Annotated in this window: 14 protein-coding genes; 8 read left to right on the top strand and 6 right to left on the bottom strand. The window is 67.0% G+C overall.

The window, feature by feature from the left end; translation table 11 throughout:
• Window positions 1-157: 157 nt before the first annotated feature.
• The 4 genes from CG716_RS22140 (at window position 158) to CG716_RS22125 (ending at window position 3,998) form a co-directional block, all read left to right on the top strand.
• On the top strand, window positions 158-1,894 hold the full coding sequence (locus CG716_RS22140) for a glycoside hydrolase family 183 protein (RefSeq protein WP_094483273.1): 1,737 nt from the start codon (window positions 158-160) through the stop codon (window positions 1,892-1,894).
• Between the two features lie 92 nt (window positions 1,895-1,986).
• The gene (locus CG716_RS22135) at window positions 1,987-2,478 is read left to right on the top strand and encodes a winged helix-turn-helix transcriptional regulator (protein WP_094483351.1); all 492 of its coding nucleotides are present in this window, start codon (window positions 1,987-1,989) and stop codon (window positions 2,476-2,478) included.
• Entirely contained in the window at window positions 2,475-3,284 is an 810-nt protein-coding gene (locus CG716_RS22130; protein ID WP_094483272.1) for an acyl-CoA thioesterase, read from the top strand. The genes CG716_RS22135 and CG716_RS22130 overlap by 4 nt, the downstream gene beginning before the upstream one ends.
• On the top strand, window positions 3,285-3,998 hold the full coding sequence (locus tag CG716_RS22125) for a TVP38/TMEM64 family protein (protein ID WP_094483271.1): 714 nt from the start codon (window positions 3,285-3,287) through the stop codon (window positions 3,996-3,998).
• Between the two features lie 19 nt (window positions 3,999-4,017).
• Here the strand turns inward: CG716_RS22125 and CG716_RS22120 are convergent, their stop codons facing one another.
• Together CG716_RS22120 and CG716_RS22115 are read right to left on the bottom strand one after the other, a co-directional pair.
• Window positions 4,018-5,091: a hypothetical protein gene (locus tag CG716_RS22120; RefSeq protein WP_133066998.1), complete on the bottom strand. Its 1,074-nt coding sequence runs from the start codon at window positions 5,089-5,091 to the stop codon at window positions 4,018-4,020.
• Between the two features lie 124 nt (window positions 5,092-5,215).
• A complete protein-coding gene (locus CG716_RS22115; RefSeq protein WP_165774245.1) occupies window positions 5,216-7,921 on the bottom strand; it encodes an ATP-binding protein in 2,706 nt (901 codons plus the stop codon).
• Between the two features lie 67 nt (window positions 7,922-7,988).
• Here CG716_RS22115 and CG716_RS22110 point away from each other — a divergent pair, with 67 nt between their 5' ends.
• Window positions 7,989-8,384, top strand: coding sequence for a DUF2237 family protein (locus CG716_RS22110; protein WP_094483268.1), 396 nt, complete (start codon window positions 7,989-7,991; stop codon window positions 8,382-8,384).
• Here the strand turns inward: CG716_RS22110 and CG716_RS22105 are convergent.
• The 3 genes from CG716_RS22105 to CG716_RS22095 are packed head-to-tail and all read right to left on the bottom strand — an operon-like array spanning window position 8,375 to window position 11,983.
• Window positions 8,375-9,622: an acyl-CoA dehydrogenase family protein gene (locus CG716_RS22105; RefSeq protein ID WP_094483267.1), complete on the bottom strand. Its 1,248-nt coding sequence runs from the start codon at window positions 9,620-9,622 to the stop codon at window positions 8,375-8,377. The two genes, CG716_RS22110 and CG716_RS22105, sit on opposite strands and share 10 nt — an antisense overlap.
• Before the next feature lie 16 nt (window positions 9,623-9,638).
• Window positions 9,639-10,667 carry an LLM class flavin-dependent oxidoreductase gene (locus CG716_RS22100; RefSeq protein WP_094483266.1) on the bottom strand — a complete coding sequence of 343 codons (1,029 nt, stop codon included), beginning with the start codon at window positions 10,665-10,667 and terminating at the stop codon, window positions 9,639-9,641.
• On the bottom strand, window positions 10,664-11,983 hold the full coding sequence (locus tag CG716_RS22095; RefSeq protein ID WP_094483265.1) for a glutamine synthetase family protein: 1,320 nt from the start codon (window positions 11,981-11,983) through the stop codon (window positions 10,664-10,666). Before CG716_RS22095 ends, CG716_RS22100 begins: the two co-directional genes overlap by 4 nt.
• A 172-nt stretch (window positions 11,984-12,155) precedes the next feature.
• On the opposite strand from CG716_RS22095, the gene CG716_RS22090 reads away from it, so the two are divergent.
• Genes CG716_RS22090 through CG716_RS22080 form a run of 3 tightly spaced genes read left to right on the top strand, consistent with a single transcriptional unit; the run spans window position 12,156 to window position 14,849 of the window.
• Complete coding sequence (locus CG716_RS22090; protein ID WP_094483350.1) at window positions 12,156-13,004, top strand: ABC transporter permease; 849 nt, start codon at window positions 12,156-12,158, stop codon at window positions 13,002-13,004.
• On the top strand, window positions 13,001-14,035 hold the full coding sequence (locus tag CG716_RS22085; protein WP_094483264.1) for a taurine ABC transporter substrate-binding protein: 1,035 nt from the start codon (window positions 13,001-13,003) through the stop codon (window positions 14,033-14,035). The genes CG716_RS22090 and CG716_RS22085 overlap by 4 nt, the downstream gene beginning before the upstream one ends.
• Entirely contained in the window at window positions 14,019-14,849 is an 831-nt protein-coding gene (locus tag CG716_RS22080) for an ABC transporter ATP-binding protein (RefSeq protein ID WP_094483263.1), read from the top strand. Before CG716_RS22085 ends, CG716_RS22080 begins: the two co-directional genes overlap by 17 nt.
• A gap of 23 nt (window positions 14,850-14,872) precedes the next feature.
• On the opposite strand, the gene CG716_RS22075 is transcribed toward CG716_RS22080, so the two are convergent.
• Window positions 14,873-16,141: a thioester domain-containing protein gene (locus CG716_RS22075; RefSeq protein WP_094483262.1), complete on the bottom strand. Its 1,269-nt coding sequence runs from the start codon at window positions 16,139-16,141 to the stop codon at window positions 14,873-14,875.
• Between the last annotated feature and the right edge of the window lie 396 nt (window positions 16,142-16,537).

Genomic DNA, 16,537 nt, shown 5'->3' with positions numbered 1-16,537 from the left:
GGTTCGCCAACAATTTGTTCCGTGCATCGTGATCGCCAACGCTGACTGGCTTCTCACAATCGTTTGACCGGGGAATTTGTTTGCGCGACGCGTGTCCAGAGTGGCCCATGAGGTTTGCCAGGTGCGGTACCGTCTGCTCTGAGCAAGGGGAGAAGTTATGGGTCCTTCGATGAATGCCTCGGCGTATGTGGGTCGTATCGGCGGCCTGGCGGTCGGTCTCGGAGTGGGCGTGGCGATCCTCGCCGGCGCCGGTGCGGCTTGGGCCGAGACGGCCGGATCCGGCGATTCTGGCTCATCGACGCACAGCTCGTCGGGCACCGGCTCTTCGCCGGCCAAGGCCAGCAAGCCGGCGGCCTCCTCTGCGCGCGCCGCGGGTAAGGCGAATTCCAACCGCGCCGCGGCATCCACGTCGGGGGGCGCTTCGACCAGCTCGACCGGCGCGGCCGCAATCAGCCCCGCGGCGACAAGTGAAACGGTGAGCAGCACCATCCGATCGACGGCCAGCGCCACTGCCGCCACCACCGCTGTCGCCCGCACCGGTACGAGCAACTCCCCCGCACTGCCCGTTCCCGACGCGACCGCATTGCTGGCGACAGCCCGGCGGGATCTCGAGCACGTCGCATCGTCGATCCGCGCGTTCGCGGCGGCCGCGTCCACCACCATGACACGGGCCGCGGCCTCGGTGAACTCCTCGGTGAGCTCCCTGACCTCGAACCCGATCGGCTGGGTGACCGGCCAGGTCAACGGCACCTGGCCGCAGACCAACAACACCAGCGGTTTCGGTATCTACGGCACCGACCTCGGGATCATCTGGGAGAACGGGCTGACCGGCAAGATCCAGATCGCGTTCGGCGACACCTTCAGTGGGCCCAATCAGACCGGTACCTGGCGGTCGAACGTCTTGCTCTTGAGTATCGACAACAATCTGAGCAACGGTATGACCCTGCTGCAGACCGGCTACGCCTATCAATTCATCGCGAGTGTTCCCAGCGCGCTGTTCCCATTCATCGGTTCCGAGGTGACGATCATCCCGACCTCGGCCATCTCCGTCCTGGATCAGCAGTACGTGAACTACATGTCGGTCAAATCCTGGGACTCCCCCGGCCGGTGGACCACCAACTACTCCGCGATCTCGATGTACAACCAGGCGACCAACACATGGAACCTGGTGACCTCGACGATCCGATCCGCGAGCTGGTTCGGTTCGTCGACTCCCTACGTCCCGGGCGACCAGAACTTCCAGCAGGCGGCCTACGTGCTGGAACCCGCTGACCAGGTCGCCCCCGGCGGCACCCAGTATCTCTACGCCTTCGGCACGCCGTCGGGCCGGGCCGGCTCTGCCTACCTGTCGCGGGTGCCGGTCGGCGACGTCACCGACCTGTCCCAATATCAGTACTGGAACGGAACCGACTGGGTCACCGACAAACCCGTTGCCGCTGTGGCGATCATCGGCGATTCCACCCATTCCACAGGGCTTTTCGGCCCCATCATCGACTGGGCCAACAACCCGAAGGTGCTGGGCGGCTACCTCGGCGGCCTCTTCGGCGCCAAGACCGGCGGCAACGTCAGCGAGATGTCGGTCCAGTACAACGATTACCTGGGCAAGTACGTGATGATGTACACCAACAGCCAGAACAACGTGGTGCTGCGCTATGCCGACGAGCCCAACGGCCAGTGGTCCGCGCCGATAACGGTGGCGACCTCGGCGCAGTACCCGGGTCTGTATGCGCCGATGATCCACCCGTGGTCGGGAACCGGGCAACTGGTCGATAACAACGGCGATCCAGACGTCAGCAACCTGTACTGGGACATGTCGATCTGGGGCAACTACAACGTCATCCTGATGTCGACAAACCTGGCCTCGTTGAAAGCCTCGCTGACCACCACGACGTAGCTCCTATCCCGACTAAGCTCCTATCCCGACCCGTGAGTGACATTCGCCGCACGATCTGAGTTCATTATTCAGACTCTGCTAGGGTGGCGATCATGTCCGTCGACCGCGACTCGATCAGTACCGAAAACTGTTCGGTCAAGCGGGCTCTGGATGTCGTCGGCGAAAAGTGGACACTTCTGGTCCTGCGCGAAGCGTTCTACGGTGCGCGGCGCTTCGAGCGGTTCCAGGCCCGTATCGGCTGTCCCCGCCAGGTGTTGACCGACCGGCTGAGCACCCTGGTCGCGGCAGGAGTGCTGCGACGGGTGCCGTATCAGGAGCCCGGTCACCGTGAACGCCACGAGTATCGGCTGACGGAGAAGGGCCGCGATCTGCTGCCCGCCGTGATCGCACTGATGCAGTGGGGCGACAAGTGGGAGGCCGACTCCGACGGGCCGCCGGTCGAGGTCGTGCACCGGGACTGCGGCCACCCCGTCGAACTGAGCCTGCGATGCCGCTCCCACCAGACTCCGCTGACCGCCTTCGACACCGAGCCGCGACCGGGCCCCGGCGCCCGTCCCGCCAAGACCAGAAAGACGATCCGATGACCACCACCCTGCACGCATTTGACAGCGCAATCAGCCTGGCCGACAACGGCACCGGTCGTTACACCGGCCAGACCACCCCGGAGTTCGCCAACATGGTCGGCCCGTTCGGCGGAGTGACGGCGGCCGCGATCGTGCGTGCGATCGAGTCCCACCCGGACCGGATCGGTGAACCCGTCGCCTTGACGGTCAACTATCTCGCCCCGGTCAACGACGGCCCCTTCGATGTCGTCGTGCGTGCGGCGCGGACCAACCGGACCAATCAGCACTGGACCGCCGAAGTGCGTCAGGAGCATGGTCTGACGACGACCGCCACCGCCGTCTTCGGTGTCCGCCGCGACGTCTGGTCCGACACCGAGGCCACGATGCCGGAGGCACCCGATCCCGAAAGTCTGCTGCACACAACGGTTCCCGGGCCGGTGCCCTGGATGCGCAACTACGATATGCACTACGTCGAGGGCGGTGTGCCGACCGAGCCGGCGGAAAGCGCGTCGTCCACGACAACGCTGTGGGTACGTCAACGTCCGGCCCGCGAGCTCGACTTCGCCGCGCTCACTGCGCTCAGCGACGTGTTCTATCCGCGGGTGTTTCTCCGCCGCGGACGCATGCTGCCGGCCGGCACGATCTCGCTGACCACGTACTTCCATGTCGACGGTGCCGAACTTGGAAAACAAGGCACGGACTACGTCCTCGCGAGTGCGCTCGCCCAGCGGTTTGCCCGCGGTTATTTCGACCAGACCGCACAGATTTGGGGCCGGGACGGGACGCTGTTGGCGACCAGTCACCAGATCGTCTACTACAAAGAGTGAATGGCCGACAACACCGATCCCCCGGTAGCCCGCCGGTGGCCGCATGTCCTGCGACTCGGGCTGTTCCTCGCGTTCCTGCTGGGCATGTTCTATCTGGTGGCGGTGTCCCGGCTGATCGACGTGGGGCAGATTCGTGATGCGGTAGCCGCGACCGGCCCGCTGGCTCCCCTGGTCTATCTGACGGTTTCGGCGCTGCTGGCCGCGGTGTTCGTCCCCGGTGCACTGCTGGCCGCCGGCAGCGGCGTGTTGTTCGGGCCGCTGCTCGGCACGTTCGTGACGCTGGGCTCGACGGCGACCACGGCGATCATCGCCGCCCTGCTCGGCCGGCGAGCCGGACGCGACAGCGCCCGGGTCCTACTCGGGCCCGACTGGTCTGCGCGCATCGACGCCCAGATCCAGCGCCGCGGGTTGTGGGCGGTCGTGGGTCAGCGGTTCGTTCCGGGCATTTCCGACGCCATGGCGTCGTACGCATTCGGCGCTTTCGGAATACCGTTGTGGCAGATGGCAATCGGAGCGTTCATCGGATCCGCACCCCGGGCGTTCGTGTACACCGCACTGGGAGCGTCGATCTCAGATCTATCCTCACCGCTGGCCTACGCCGCGGTCGCGGTGTGGTGCATCACCGCGATCATCGGAGCGTTCGCCGCACACCGTGGATATCGCGGATGGCGTCGGCGTGGCCGGAACAACGACGGGTCCCTCCCCACCGAGTGAGGAGGGACCCGGCCGCCGTCTAGCGCGCGCTGTGGCCGCGGCCGGTGGCCTTGTGCTCGTGCGTCGAGCCGCTGGCCGAGTCACCGTTGCCGTTGCCGTTCTTCGTCGCCGAGGGCGCCGGCGGCGTGTGCCCCACCGGCTTTGCCGACGCCTTGGGCGTGGTCTCGGTCGTCGTTGATGCGGCGGGCAGCGCCTTGGGGAGGACCGCCGCGGTGACTGCCGCGGAAGGCTTCAGCGCCCTGACGATCTGTTGGGCCAGCGTCTCCAGGGTTCCGATCGGGCCGGCGATGTTGAGCACGGTGCCGTTCGTGAAGTCGAACCCGCCGGGGCTGAACAGACCACCAGCCTGCACTTTGACGCCGATACCGACCAGCGGGTCGAGGTCGGGGCCGTACCCGCCGTTGAGCACGCCGTCGATGATCGTCGCCGGGCCGGTGAGGATGGCATTGACGACCTGCTGTGGATCGCCCGTGTGCACCGCGTCGATCACGTTCTGTATGGCGGCCCCGGTGGCGCCGAGGCCGGTGATCACGGGACCGAGCAGGCCGACGACCACCAGGGCGTCGTAGACCGGATCGTCGAAGATCTTGCCCACGTTGAGCAGGCTCTGGATCGGCTGGGCAGTGAACGTCTGAATCGCTGGCAGCAGGTTGATGAGCGGCTGGCCGACGGCCAGCGGGACGAACAGCAGGGCGTTGGTGGCCGCTTCAACATTGCCTGCCGCAAGCGCGGTCAGTGCGTTCTGCAGCTGCTCAGGCGCCGTCCGGGTGAGGGCGGTGAACAACTCGCCGCCGCTCGTGCCCAACGCGTCACCCAGTGCGGTGAAGCTGGCTGCCTGGTTGGCAAGGATCTGCTTGAGCACCGCACCGGGTTCAGCGGCGTCGACCAAAGCCTGCAGGTTGGCCCTCGCGGTCTCGAAGACCTGCTTGTAGGTGTCGATCGGGCTTACCGCCGCCGCGAGGGTCGTCGCGTCGACGTGGATCGCCGGCAGGTGGATATCAGGCACCGGTGGCGCGATCGGCGAGGCGGCGATGACGCCGGCACCGAGGAGCGCCACACCAGCCGTGACGGAAGAACGAACTGCACGTTGCATGAGGGGTCCCGAAATGTTGAGGTATGTACTGACAATCGGGAACCTACTGCTGAGTAAGTTTGGGTGACCATCGCACAAATTGATGAGATCGTCAGGGCTACCCCGCCGCTTTGCGGCTACGGAATCAGTGGCGTCGGGACGTTCTGGTGCTCATCGCATTGGCGAGCTGGACCCGCGACCGGACCCCCATTTTGCGGAAAACCGCACGTAAATGGGTGTTGACGGTGTGGACCGAGACGCCGAGAGCGGAGGCTACGGATTGGTTGGTGTGACCCTCGCTCACCAGCTGTGCCACCCGCTCTTCCGCCTTGGTCAGGGCCTCGCGCTCGTCGGCGGGCGCGCCCGCCCGGCGCAGATCCCGCTCCACACCGCGCAGGTAGTGGTTCGCGCCGAGCCCGGCGAACAAATCGTGTGCCTCGGACAACACACCGACGCCGGTGTGCCGGTCGCCCTTGTCGACCAGCACGGCGCCGTAATCGGCCAGCGCACCGGCCAACAGGAGGGATCGCGGTGACTCGCGCAGGATCTTGACCGCGCTGCGCAGGGTGGCCGCGTCGCGTGAGACGAATCCTTCGACCTGGAGCGCCACCCCCTCGAAACTGGCGACACCGGGGTTGCGTTCGGCCGCGAGCTTCGCGCGTTCAACTGTCTCGCGGGCGAATTCGTGGTCGGCAGCCGCGACGGCGATACCGGCCTGCACCCGCAGCAGCTCAGGGTTCCTCGGCCACCACGACCGGGACTGTGCCAGTGATGCCATGAGCGGCTTGAAGATTCGTACACTCTCGTCGAATCGCCCTTCCGCACCGGCGATTCGACCCTTGATCAACAGCACCGGCGGCTGCCGCACGGCATCGTCGGTGAGGCCCGTCTCCTCGGCCGACTGCAACCGTTCGCGGGCCAGTGCCAGATCGCCGCGGATGACCGCGACGATGCTGGCGATCAGCCACGCCTCGAATTTGTGGACGTAGGTGCCGATCTCGTCGCAGAGGCGGACCACCGTCAGCGCGCCGACCTCCGCTTCGGCCAGCCGCCCGAGCTTGAAGTCCTGCAACAGTTGAGCGAACACCAGCGACGGCAGGCTGTGCTCGCCGGGACGCCCCTGGTCCCCATGATGGGCCCGGGTCAGCAGCTCTTCGGCTTCTGCGAAGCGGTCCAACTGCTGCAGCGCCAAGATCTCACCGGCCAGATACGTGGTGCCGCCCAACGCGCGCAGCGCCCGGTAGTGCCCGCGTGCCGACGCATGCCTACCCTCTGCGGTGCCCGCCTCGGCCAGCGCCTGCAAGGCCAGAAGTTGCGTGCATTCGTCACCGAGCGCGCGCCCCCGCGACAGCGCCGCCTCGGCGGCCTCGATGGCCCTCTGCGCGGTCCCGGCACGGGTGAGCACCAGGGCCTCGACCGCGGCGAGACGGGCCTGAAAACGCGGCGACAAGTCAGGCCGGGTCCGCGCATCGACAAGGCGCCGGTCGATCTCACCCAGCTGACCCGTCAACCAAAGCGCTTGGGCAGCAAGTGATTGCAGATGGGCTCGGTCGTCGGTCTCCGATGTCGCGGCGAGCAGCGTGTCGATGACCGCCACCGCATCGTTGCCGCGCTGAGCGCGGATCAGGATCTCGGCGCACTGCTCGCCGATCTCCGCTCGCTGGCTGTGGTCCGGGCCGAGCAGTCCGAAGGCCTCGACGATCAGCGGCGCGGCCACCGCGGGCATGGTCAGCGAGGTCTGGGCGGCGGCCCCGCGAAGAATCTCGACCACCTCGAGATCACCGAACCTCGCCCCGACGCGCGCGTGCGGCGCCGCGGCCACCACGCCCTTGCCCGATGCCACCAGATACTTGGCACAGCGCAGATGCAACTCACGCCGCGCCGCGGCGGGCACGTTCTGGTAGGCCGCTTCGCGGATCAGATCGTGCGCGAAGACGATGTGGTCGCGGTCGTCGGCCAGCAGGCCGTGTGCATGGGCCTCCCTGCGTAAGGCCGCGATCACCATGACGGCGGGTTCGCTGAGCAATTCGGCCGCATCGGAGAGGTCGAGCGGCCGGCCCCAGACCGCCGCGAGCTCGACCAACTCGCCCGTGCGCGCACTGAGCGAACGCAGGCGACCGTCGATCGCGGCGGCGAAGGAGGCCGGAATGTCGTCGGCGCTGTCCCCAGCCTCGCGGGCCTTAGCCGCACCCGCCAGCAGCTGTACGGCCAGGAAGGGATTGCCGCCGACGGCGTACAGGCGGCGACGGGTCAACCCTTCGGCCGGGCCACCGAGGTAGTCGCGGGCGAGCACATCGAGGGTGGCGTCGCTCAGCGGGCCCAGCACCAGCCGATGCCGCTCGACGTTGTCGACGGTGTCCATGACGTCGGCGGCAATGTCGCGGCTCGCGACGAGCCATACCACCGGGGATCCGGCCAGCCTGCTCGGCAGTGTGTCGAGCGCAAAGCGGGTCACCGGGTCGGCCCACTGCGCGTCGTCGATCACGATCAGTACGGGTGTGCGTGCGGAGAGATCGGCCAGCAGCGACGCGATGCGGTCGACGAGCCACAACGGCTGGTGATGCAGGGGCGCGAGCGCGGCAAAGCTGTCGGCGTCGAGTAGCGGGTTCGGCCCTGACCGCAGCGCGACCAGCAGCGGCGCCCCCGCCGCGATCTGATGGAGTTCCTCGGCCTTGCCCAATCCGACGGCGAAACCAGCGTCGACCGCCTCGGCGGCGATGGCCTGCACCAAGGCAGTCTTGCCCATGCCCGCTTCACCGCGCAGGCAGATCAACGCGCCTCGGCCCTCGCCGCTGGCCCGCCGCAGCAGTGTCGCCACGCCGGCCAATTCGCCGTCTCGGCCCCTCAGCACATTAACCATCGACGTTAATAACGGCTGAGGGGCCGCGTCGCTTCCCGCGTCACGCGATACTGACACGATGGCTGATCGCAACGTGCTGGGCGGTCCCCTCGAACCGTGCGGGACTGACCCGATGACGGGTTTCTACCGCGACGGCTGCTGTTCGACGGGGCCTGAAGACGCCGGCAGGCATACGATCTGCGCGGTGGTGACCGCCGAGTTCCTCGAGCACCAGCGTTCGATCGGCAACGACCTGTCGACCCCGATGCCGCAGTACAGGTTTCCCGGCCTGACGCCCGGCGACCGGTGGTGCGTCACCGCGCTGAACTGGCTACGCGCCCACACCGACGGGCATGCCGCACCGGTGGTGCTGGCGTGCACCCACGAACGGACGCTGGATGTGGTGCCCCTGGAGACATTGCAGGAGTATGCCGTCGACGTGCCAGACGACCTGGGCAGCCTGGATCAGAAGTAGCCGTTCGCCGGCGGCCAGACACCGTTGACCAGGTAGTTGCCTGAGGCGTGAGCCTTGTAGGCCAGCGGGTTGTGGGTGGCGACCGTGCGGACGTTGCGCCAGTGCCGGTCGAGGTTGAGCGCACGGGCTGTGGCCGAGGCCCCACCAGTGTCGAAGAGCCGCTCGGCGGCGGCCAGGGTCAGCCGCTCGGCGATCAGCTGGGCTTCGGCGACGACGATCGCCACCCGGGCCAGTTCATCGGCGTCGGCGATGCGACCGGAGTCCACCACCGCGTCGAGTGCGTCAGCGGCACCGAGCACCAGCGCCTCGGCCGCGGAGGCATTCGCCGAGATCTCGCCGACGGCCTGCAGAGTGAACGGATCACGGGCGGCCGTGTCGGCCAGCGAGTGCGACGCGGGACGCGCCTTGGTCTGCACGTACCAGACAGCGTCGTCACGGGCGGCCGCCGCGATCCCAGCAGCGACCGCGGCCAGATACAGCTGCAGAAACGCGGTGCTGTGGCCCAGATGCTTACCGTCGGACACGGTGGTCACCTCGTGCGGTTGGACCTCCACGTTGGTGAAGCGGGTGCCACCGCTGGCGGTGGTGCGCTGGCCGAAACCCTCCCAGTCGTCGAAGAGTTCCACACCCTCGCGCCCGGCAGGCACTATCGCCTGAAGGTCCCGACCTTCGGAGTCGCTCGCCGATACCGCGATCAAGTCGGCGAAAAGCGTTCCGGTGGAATAGAACTTGTAGCCATTGAGCCGCAGCACGCCGTCACCGTCGGCCAGCAGCGTGGTATCGGCTCCGGCAGGCGTCTTGCCTTTCGCGTCGGTGATCGCGTTGCCGATGATCACTCCGGTGTTGACCCGCGGGAACCATTCCTCCCGTTCCGCTTCGGTGGCCCGGTTGCTCAGCAACCGCTCGGCGAAGCCGAAGTGCGGCCGAAGTGCTTGAGCCACATTGGAACTGCCGCGTGCGATGCGGATGACCGCGGTCAGCACGTCACGCACCGAACCGCCCGGTCCCCCGTACTGAGCCGGCACCCGAAGGGTGAGCACCCCGGTGCGACGGATGGCCTCGACGGCGTCGTATTGCAGCACCCGGCCGCGTTCGGCGGCAGGATCGCTGTGCCGCAGATCGTCGACGACCGCGGTCAGCCGGTCGAGCCGCTCGGCTACCGTGCCGCCCAGGGGCTCACTGGTGAACCCGGGGCGCGGAGCGACCGGGGAGGACGCTTCAGAAGTTTGCGCGGTCATACGTGACGAAAGCCTTTCAGCGGTAATGGCTGATGATGTGGTCGGCGAAGCGGTCCAGTTCCGACTCGATCGGCTGGAACTGCAGCATGAACAACTCGATCCCGGCCGCGTGGAAGGCGTCGATCCGTTCGATCACCTGGTCGTAGCTGCCGACCAGGCCGGCCAGCGTGCCACCGTTGGAGCCGATGCGCTGGGTCCCCGCGAGCACCTTGTACATGGCGGTGTTGGGATCGGTACCGCTGGAGATCTCGGGACGCGACTCCGCGTCGATCAACGCCTGCAGGTGCGCTTCCTCCGCCTTGGCCTCGGCCTCGGTCTCGCGCGCAATCACGAAGGCCGACAAACCGAATCGCAACGGCCCACGGTCGCGAGGCCGCGCCCGTAGGTCCTCGATCAGCGCGGTGGTATCGGCAAGGGGCCTGCCGTTGATGAAGTACACGTCGCCGTGCGAGGCGCCCAGCGCGCGGCCCGGCTCTGACTCCCCGCCGACGTATACCGGTGGGACGTGCTTCGGGACGGGCCGCACCAAGGCCTGCTGTCTGCCCGGTGGTCCGCCGTGGCCACCGATGTCGACGTGCTGACCGCTCCAGAGGTCCAGAACGGTCTGCAACCACTCCTGGGTGTAGGCGTAGCGATCGTCATGGGCCAGCGGATCGATGCCCAGCGCTTCGAGTTCGGGCAGGAACCAGCCGCTGACTACGTTGATCGACAACCGGCCGCCGGAGATGTCGGCGATGTTCGCGGCGACCTTGGCGAAGACCAGCGGATTGAACAGCAGCGGTTTGATAGCGCCGATCAGCTCGATACGCTCGGTCGCCTCAGCCAATCCTGCTAGGGTGGACCAGGTTTCCAGGACATCGTTTTCGGTGTCGCTGGGATGGATCACATGCTGGGCTACCAAAGTCGCGTCGTAACCACGGTTCTCGGCGTGCACCAGCAGATCACGGGTGCGCCGGTAGCTGGCGTCCGGCAGATCGTCGGGGTGCAGACGGGCACCGTGGTTGCCGTACACCGGGGCCCACACCCCGAAGCGTGGCCCACTCACGACGTGGTCAGGTAGCGTCGGCGCTCCCAGTCGCTGACGTGACCGGTGTACGCCTGCCACTCGCTGCGAGCGATCGCGAGGAAATCGAGCACCGAGTCCCGGCCCAGGATCTCCAGGATCGTGTCGTCCTGCTCGGTCAACGCCAGCGCAGTGCCCAGCGAGTCCGGCAACGGTGTGCCCTTGCCGTACAGGTTGCCCTTTCCGGCGGCTGCAGGCGGGCGTCCGGCTTCCAGCCCCGCCACCACCGCGGCCAGCGCCGAGGCGATCAGCCAGTATGGGTTGGCATCCGAAGCACCCGAACGCAATTCGATACGCGACGCACTCGGCGACTCCTCCACCAGCGACCGGATCGCCGCGCTGCGGTTGTCCCGGCTCCAGTTCACGGTATCGGGGGCGAACGAGTCCGGGGTGTAGCGCCGATAGGCGTTGACCGAGTGCGCCCCGAACACAGTGATCGCTGAGAGGTGTTCGAGCAGACCGGCGATCGCCAGCAGAGTCAGCTCCCCCTCCTCGCCGCCGGCCGCGGCGAAGGCCGGATCGTCGCCGCGCCACAACGAAATATGCAAGTGCGCTGAGCTTCCCGAGTGTTCCGAGAACGGCTTGGGCATGAAGCTGGCCACCTTGCCGTGCTTGCGCGCAACCTCTTTGGCGGCGTACTTCAACCGTGCGCCGTCGTCAGCGGCGGCAAGCGCGTCGGTGTACACCAGGTTGGTCTCCACCTGACCCGGCCCGTACTCGGTCTGGACTCCTTCCAGGCGGGTGAACGCGCCGAGGGTGTCGTGCAGGTCCGACAGGAGCGGATCCAGGCCGTTGGCGTTCTGCAGCGAGTAGGCCTGGATTTCCTCCTGGATCGGCGAGCCGTCCGGCTGCAGCAGATAGAACTCGAACTCGACGCCGACCTTCGCGGTGAAGCCCAGCGACGCCAGCCGCGCAATGACCCGCCGCAGCACGCCACGCGGGTCGAGCAGCGACGGCGAGCCATCCGGGCGCACGATGTCCGAAATCACGTGGCCCACACCGGCACGCCACGGCAGCGGTTTGTACGTCGAGAAGTCCGGGATGGCCTGCACATCGGGATATCCGTCGTCCCAGTTGGTCAGCCGCAGCCCGTCGATCACCGTTCCGTCGGTGTTCCAGCCCAGCGCCGCCTCGCAGAATGCGAAGCCGTGCTTGGCGCGGTCGATGAATTGCTTTGCGGGTATTCGCTTCCCGGCCGCATGGCCGAAGGGGTCGCTCCAGGCCACCTCGATCTCGGTCAGCGAGCCGTCGTGCAGGCGGCGTAGCAGCTCGGACTCGGGATCTTCCACCTGCGTCACAGCGAGGGCCTCCTGGGGCGTGAGAATTGGGACGGGTGGCCATCACCCTCCCTCGCGGGCTCACAGCGGAGATAGGTTTAGCGTCGGCGTGAGCGCAACTACCTGCGGAGAATTCGACTCGCACTGAGCGTAGACATTCACAGCTGGTTAACAGCAAGCAAAGGTGTTCCGCGTGTCTGTATTCGTCGACGTCGCGCCGCCCGACGCCACCCGTCCGCCCGGTGGGACGAGATTTCCAGGGTGGTTGGCCCGCGTCGCTCTTCCCCTGTTGTCTCTGCTGGTGTTCTTCACCGTCTGGCAGCTGGCGGCGGCGAGCGGGATCTGGAATCAGACCTTCGTGCCCTACCCGAGCACGGTATGGCGAGCGTTCATCGACGTGTCGACCACCCATGACGGTGTCCGCGGCTACGCCGGCTACCTGTTGTGGGAACACCTGTACATGACACTGCGCCGGGTCTTCGCCGGCGTTGTCATCGGTGTGGCCGGCGGCCTCGCGCTCGGCTTATTGATGGGCTCGATCCCGTGGGTCCGCAGCGTGCTGGAGCCCTGGCTGACCTTTTTGCGGGCGCTGCCTCCGCTGGCGTACTTCTTCCTGCTGGTGATCTGGCTGGGCATTGACGAGGCACCGAAGGTGACCCTGCTGGCACTGGCGGCTCTGCCGCCTGCCGCGGTAGCCACCACCGCGGCCGTCGTGGCCGTGCCGGTCAGCCTGGTCGAGGCGGCCAGGGCACTGGGCGCGTCCCGGCGTGATGCCTTGCGCGACATCGTGATTCCGTCAGCACTTCCCGAGACGTTCACCGGGATCCGGCTGGCCGACGGCATGGCGTACTCCTCGGTGGTCGCCGCCGAGTTGTTCAACGGCGTCCCCGGTATCGGCGGCCTGGTCAAGGACGCCAGCAATTACAACAACACCCCCGTGGTGCTGGTCGGCATTTTCGCGATCGGTATCTCGGGGCTCGTGATCGACGGTCTGTTGCGCGCTGTCGAGCGTCGCACCGTCCCCTGGAGAGGAAAGGCATGACCCTGAAGAAGCTCGTAACCCTGGCTGCCGCCGCCATCACCGTGATCGGCATGGCCGGCTGCTCGGTTGATCACTCCAAGTCGGAGGCGGGCAAGCCCACGCTTCGCATCGGGTACCAGACCTTCCCCAGCGGCGACCTGATCGTGAAGAACAATCGGTGGCTGGAAGATGCGTTGCCGGACTACAACATCAAGTGGGTCAAGTTCGACTCCGGTGCCGACGTCAACACCGCGTTCATCGCCAAGGAACTCGACTTCGGGTCCTTGGGCTCCAGCCCGGTCGCCCGCGGACTCTCGGCCCCGCTGAACATTCCCTACAGCGTCGCCTTCCTGCTCGACGTGGCCGGTGACAACGAGGCACTGGTGGCTCGCAACGGCAGCGGTATCAACTCGATCGCCGACCTCAGGGGTAAGCGGGTGGCCACTCCGTTCGCCTCGACCGCGCATTACAGTCTGCTCGCCGCCTTGGCTCAGAATGGATTGTCGCCCAGCGACGTTCAGCTGATCGACCTGCAGCCACAGGCTATCCTGGCGGCCTGGGAGCGCGGTGACATCGAGGCCGCCTATACCTGGTTGCCGACCCTGGATCAGCTGCGTAAGACCGGCAAGGACCTCATCACCAGCCGGCAGCTGGCCAAGGACGGCAAGCCGACTCTGGATCTGGCCGCGGTGTCCAACTCGTTCGCCAAGGACCACCCCGAGGTCGTCGACGTCTGGCGTAAGCAGGAAGCCAGGGCACTGACCGTCATCCACAACGACCCCGCTGCGGCGGCCAAGGCAATCGCCGCCGAAATCGGTCTGTCGCCAGCCGATGTCGAGGGCCAGCTGAGGCAGGGCGTGTATCTGACGCCGCAGGAGGTGGCATCCCCGCAGTGGCTGGGCAGCCAGGGCAGCCCCGGCAACATCGCGATCAACCTGCAAAGCGCGTCGCAGTTCCTCTCCGACCAGAAGCAGATTCCCTCGGCCGCACCGTTGAAGACGTTCCAGGACGCCATCTACACCCAGGGCTTGCCTGATGTCATCACCCAGTAAGGCGGACGCATCCGAAGTGGCCCCGTCCTCGGCGGCGCACAACGACGGCGGCATCCAGATCCGCCGTGTCGAGCACCGCTACGGTACGACGACTGCACTGGGACCGGTTGATCTCGACGTGGAACCCGGCTCGTTTCTGGTCCTGGTCGGCGCATCGGGGTGCGGCAAGAGCACCTTGTTGCGCCTGATCGCCGGGTTCGAGTCGCCGAGCGACGGTGAGATCAGGGTGTCGGGTCGACAGCCTGTTCCCGGACAGACCGCGGGTGTGGTGTTCCAGCAGCCCCGGCTGTTCCCGTGGCGGTCCGTCGGTGGCAATGTCGAACTGGCGCTCAAGTACGCCGGCACTCCCCGTGAGCACCGGGCCCGGCGCCGCGACGAGCTGCTCCACCGTGTCGGATTGAAAGATATTGCGCACCGCAAGATCTGGGAGATCAGCGGCGGTCAGCAGCAACGCGTTGCGATCGCGCGGGCCCTGGCATCCGAGCGCCCGGAGACATCGCTGCTGCTGCTCGACGAGCCGTTCGCCGCGCTGGACGCGCTGACCATGGAGCGGCTGCAGGAGGATATCCGCGAAGTCAGTGCGGAGTCGGGACGGACCACGGTGTTCGTCACCCACAGTGCCGACGAGGCGGCTTTCCTCGGATCGCGCATCGTGGTGCTGACCCACCGGCCCGGCACGGTCGCCCTGGACCTCTCCGTCGACCTGCCCCGCACCGGCGTCGACGCCGACGAGCTGCGTCGCAGCACCGAATACACCCGGCTGCGCCAGGAAGTCAGCCGGGCCGTCAAAGCCGCGGCGACCGAAGCGACATGACCGCCAGGACTCACACCCTGAAATCAGCTATCTGAGCCGGCCCACTCGATCTCGAATTCGACCACCTGGGCGACCGGAACCGCCAGGGCCAGTGGGGTGAACGTGCCGGCAACCTCGTCGCGGGCCACCCCGGTCACTACTCGCCCACCGAAACCCCGTGGATCGCCAGGGATCTCGACGGTCAGCGTGGTGACACCGGCGCCGGAGGCCACTCGCAGGAAGAACTGCTGATGCGGCGCAACCGCTTTCGTGATCGTGGCGCCGTCGGCATCGACAATCGCGTACCCGTCGCCGGCCACGACCTTCGCGGCGTCCGCGGTGACCAGCTGGAACGGCCCGACGATGTCTCCGTGGGCCACCACCGCCTCGGATGCGATCAGCGCCGGGGCGACGGCAGCGCGTCGCGCCGCGCGGGCGCCGGCCAACAGATAGTCGTAGAGGTGCACAACGGGTGCGGTGTTGCGGTACAGACCCGAGCCGGCAAGCCGGAAGCTCACGTCGGCGATGGTGGCGTCACCGTCGACGAGCAGTCGGTAGTGGGGGTAGCCGCCGCCCGTGCGGCCGTAGCGGTGATGGGCGACCGTGCTGCCCACACCCAGTGACTTGCTGACCCGGCCACCGCCGGCAGGCACCGTGACCCTGGAGGCCGCCACGTCCTGCCATACCTTGCCGTCGCGGGACTTCTGCAACGTGAGCACCGCGCCGGCGAGCGTGACGACATCCGCCGAGTAGCCCCCCAGCTGGCGCTCCCCGTCGAACTCGACGCGCAGCTCCCCAGCGCGCTCGATGGTCCGGGCCGGGATGTTCAGCGGACGGTTGTCGAGCTCGAGCCCGTTGGTCAGGTACCAGATGGCGGCCTGGGTTCCGGCGATCGCCTCGTGCTCGTTGATGTTGCGGGACCCCAGTGCATATCCGGCGGCGCGCAGGTCACGGCTGAGTTCGGTGGTCGAGAGCGCCGGGAAGGAGTTACGCAGGATCCAGGCGACCTCGGCCTCATAGGCACGGGCCTGCAGATGTGGCACCGCCGACCAGGTGTCGGCGCGGTAGTGCGACGGCCTGGTCGGCGCGACCCCGGCAAAGTCCAGCGAGTAGGCCTCGATGTTGGGATTGAGGCGGATCAGGTCAGTACGCGCGGACGTGCCGTCGGTGAAAACGATGGTGTCGACGGTGTGCGAGTACGTGCCGGCGCGGTAACGGGTCATCCGCGAAAGGTTGGTGGCCGCGACCGGCTGGGTGCGCCGGCGGGCGGCCACACGCGAGGGTGCAGATGTGAGCAATGACACGGTTGGCATCGGGTTGATCTCTCTGAGTGCGTCGAAGAGCGCAGGCCATCGCGCCAAGAAGGCGGCGGGCTGAGCGCAAGGAATTACGGCGTCAGAAGAATCAACAACAACAGAAACGCACGTCGAGGCAGCGCGTGAAACCAAAGCGCGGCTGTGCGTGGTGTTGCATGCCAATACCATACGGCACGGCGGAGACAAACTTGTAACCGAGTTCGCATCACGCTGACTTCCAAACCTGTGCACGCCCGCGAGAGAGCAACGATGATTGGCCCCACCCCGAGAAGTGGAGGAGACCTGGATGACGTCGGCCGAGAACGAATCGCAGGCACTTGGCGCGCTTGCCGCCCGGCAGCTTGCCAATGCCACCAAGACCGTCCCGCAGCTGGAGACCATCACCCCGAGGTT

The organism is Mycolicibacterium sphagni, assembly GCF_002250655.1.
GTDB lineage: Bacteria > Actinomycetota > Actinomycetes > Mycobacteriales > Mycobacteriaceae > Mycobacterium > Mycobacterium sphagni.
Note: the sequence above shows the minus strand (reverse complement) of the source record. Positions and strands in the feature narration are given on the sequence as shown.

Coding starts and splice junctions, on each gene's coding strand:
- CG716_RS22120 (WP_133066998.1), bottom strand. CDS start 5,091: ATGCAACGTGCAGTTCGTTCTTCCGTCACGGCTGGTGTGGCGCTCCTC.
- CG716_RS22080 (WP_094483263.1), top strand. CDS start 14,019: ATGTCATCACCCAGTAAGGCGGACGCATCCGAAGTGGCCCCGTCCTCG.
- CG716_RS22085 (WP_094483264.1), top strand. CDS start 13,001: ATGACCCTGAAGAAGCTCGTAACCCTGGCTGCCGCCGCCATCACCGTG.
- CG716_RS22125 (WP_094483271.1), top strand. CDS start 3,285: ATGGCCGACAACACCGATCCCCCGGTAGCCCGCCGGTGGCCGCATGTC.
- CG716_RS22130 (WP_094483272.1), top strand. CDS start 2,475: ATGACCACCACCCTGCACGCATTTGACAGCGCAATCAGCCTGGCCGAC.
- CG716_RS22140 (WP_094483273.1), top strand. CDS start 158: ATGGGTCCTTCGATGAATGCCTCGGCGTATGTGGGTCGTATCGGCGGC.
- CG716_RS22075 (WP_094483262.1), bottom strand. CDS start 16,141: ATGCCAACCGTGTCATTGCTCACATCTGCACCCTCGCGTGTGGCCGCC.
- CG716_RS22110 (WP_094483268.1), top strand. CDS start 7,989: ATGGCTGATCGCAACGTGCTGGGCGGTCCCCTCGAACCGTGCGGGACT.
- CG716_RS22105 (WP_094483267.1), bottom strand. CDS start 9,622: ATGACCGCGCAAACTTCTGAAGCGTCCTCCCCGGTCGCTCCGCGCCCC.
- CG716_RS22135 (WP_094483351.1), top strand. CDS start 1,987: ATGTCCGTCGACCGCGACTCGATCAGTACCGAAAACTGTTCGGTCAAG.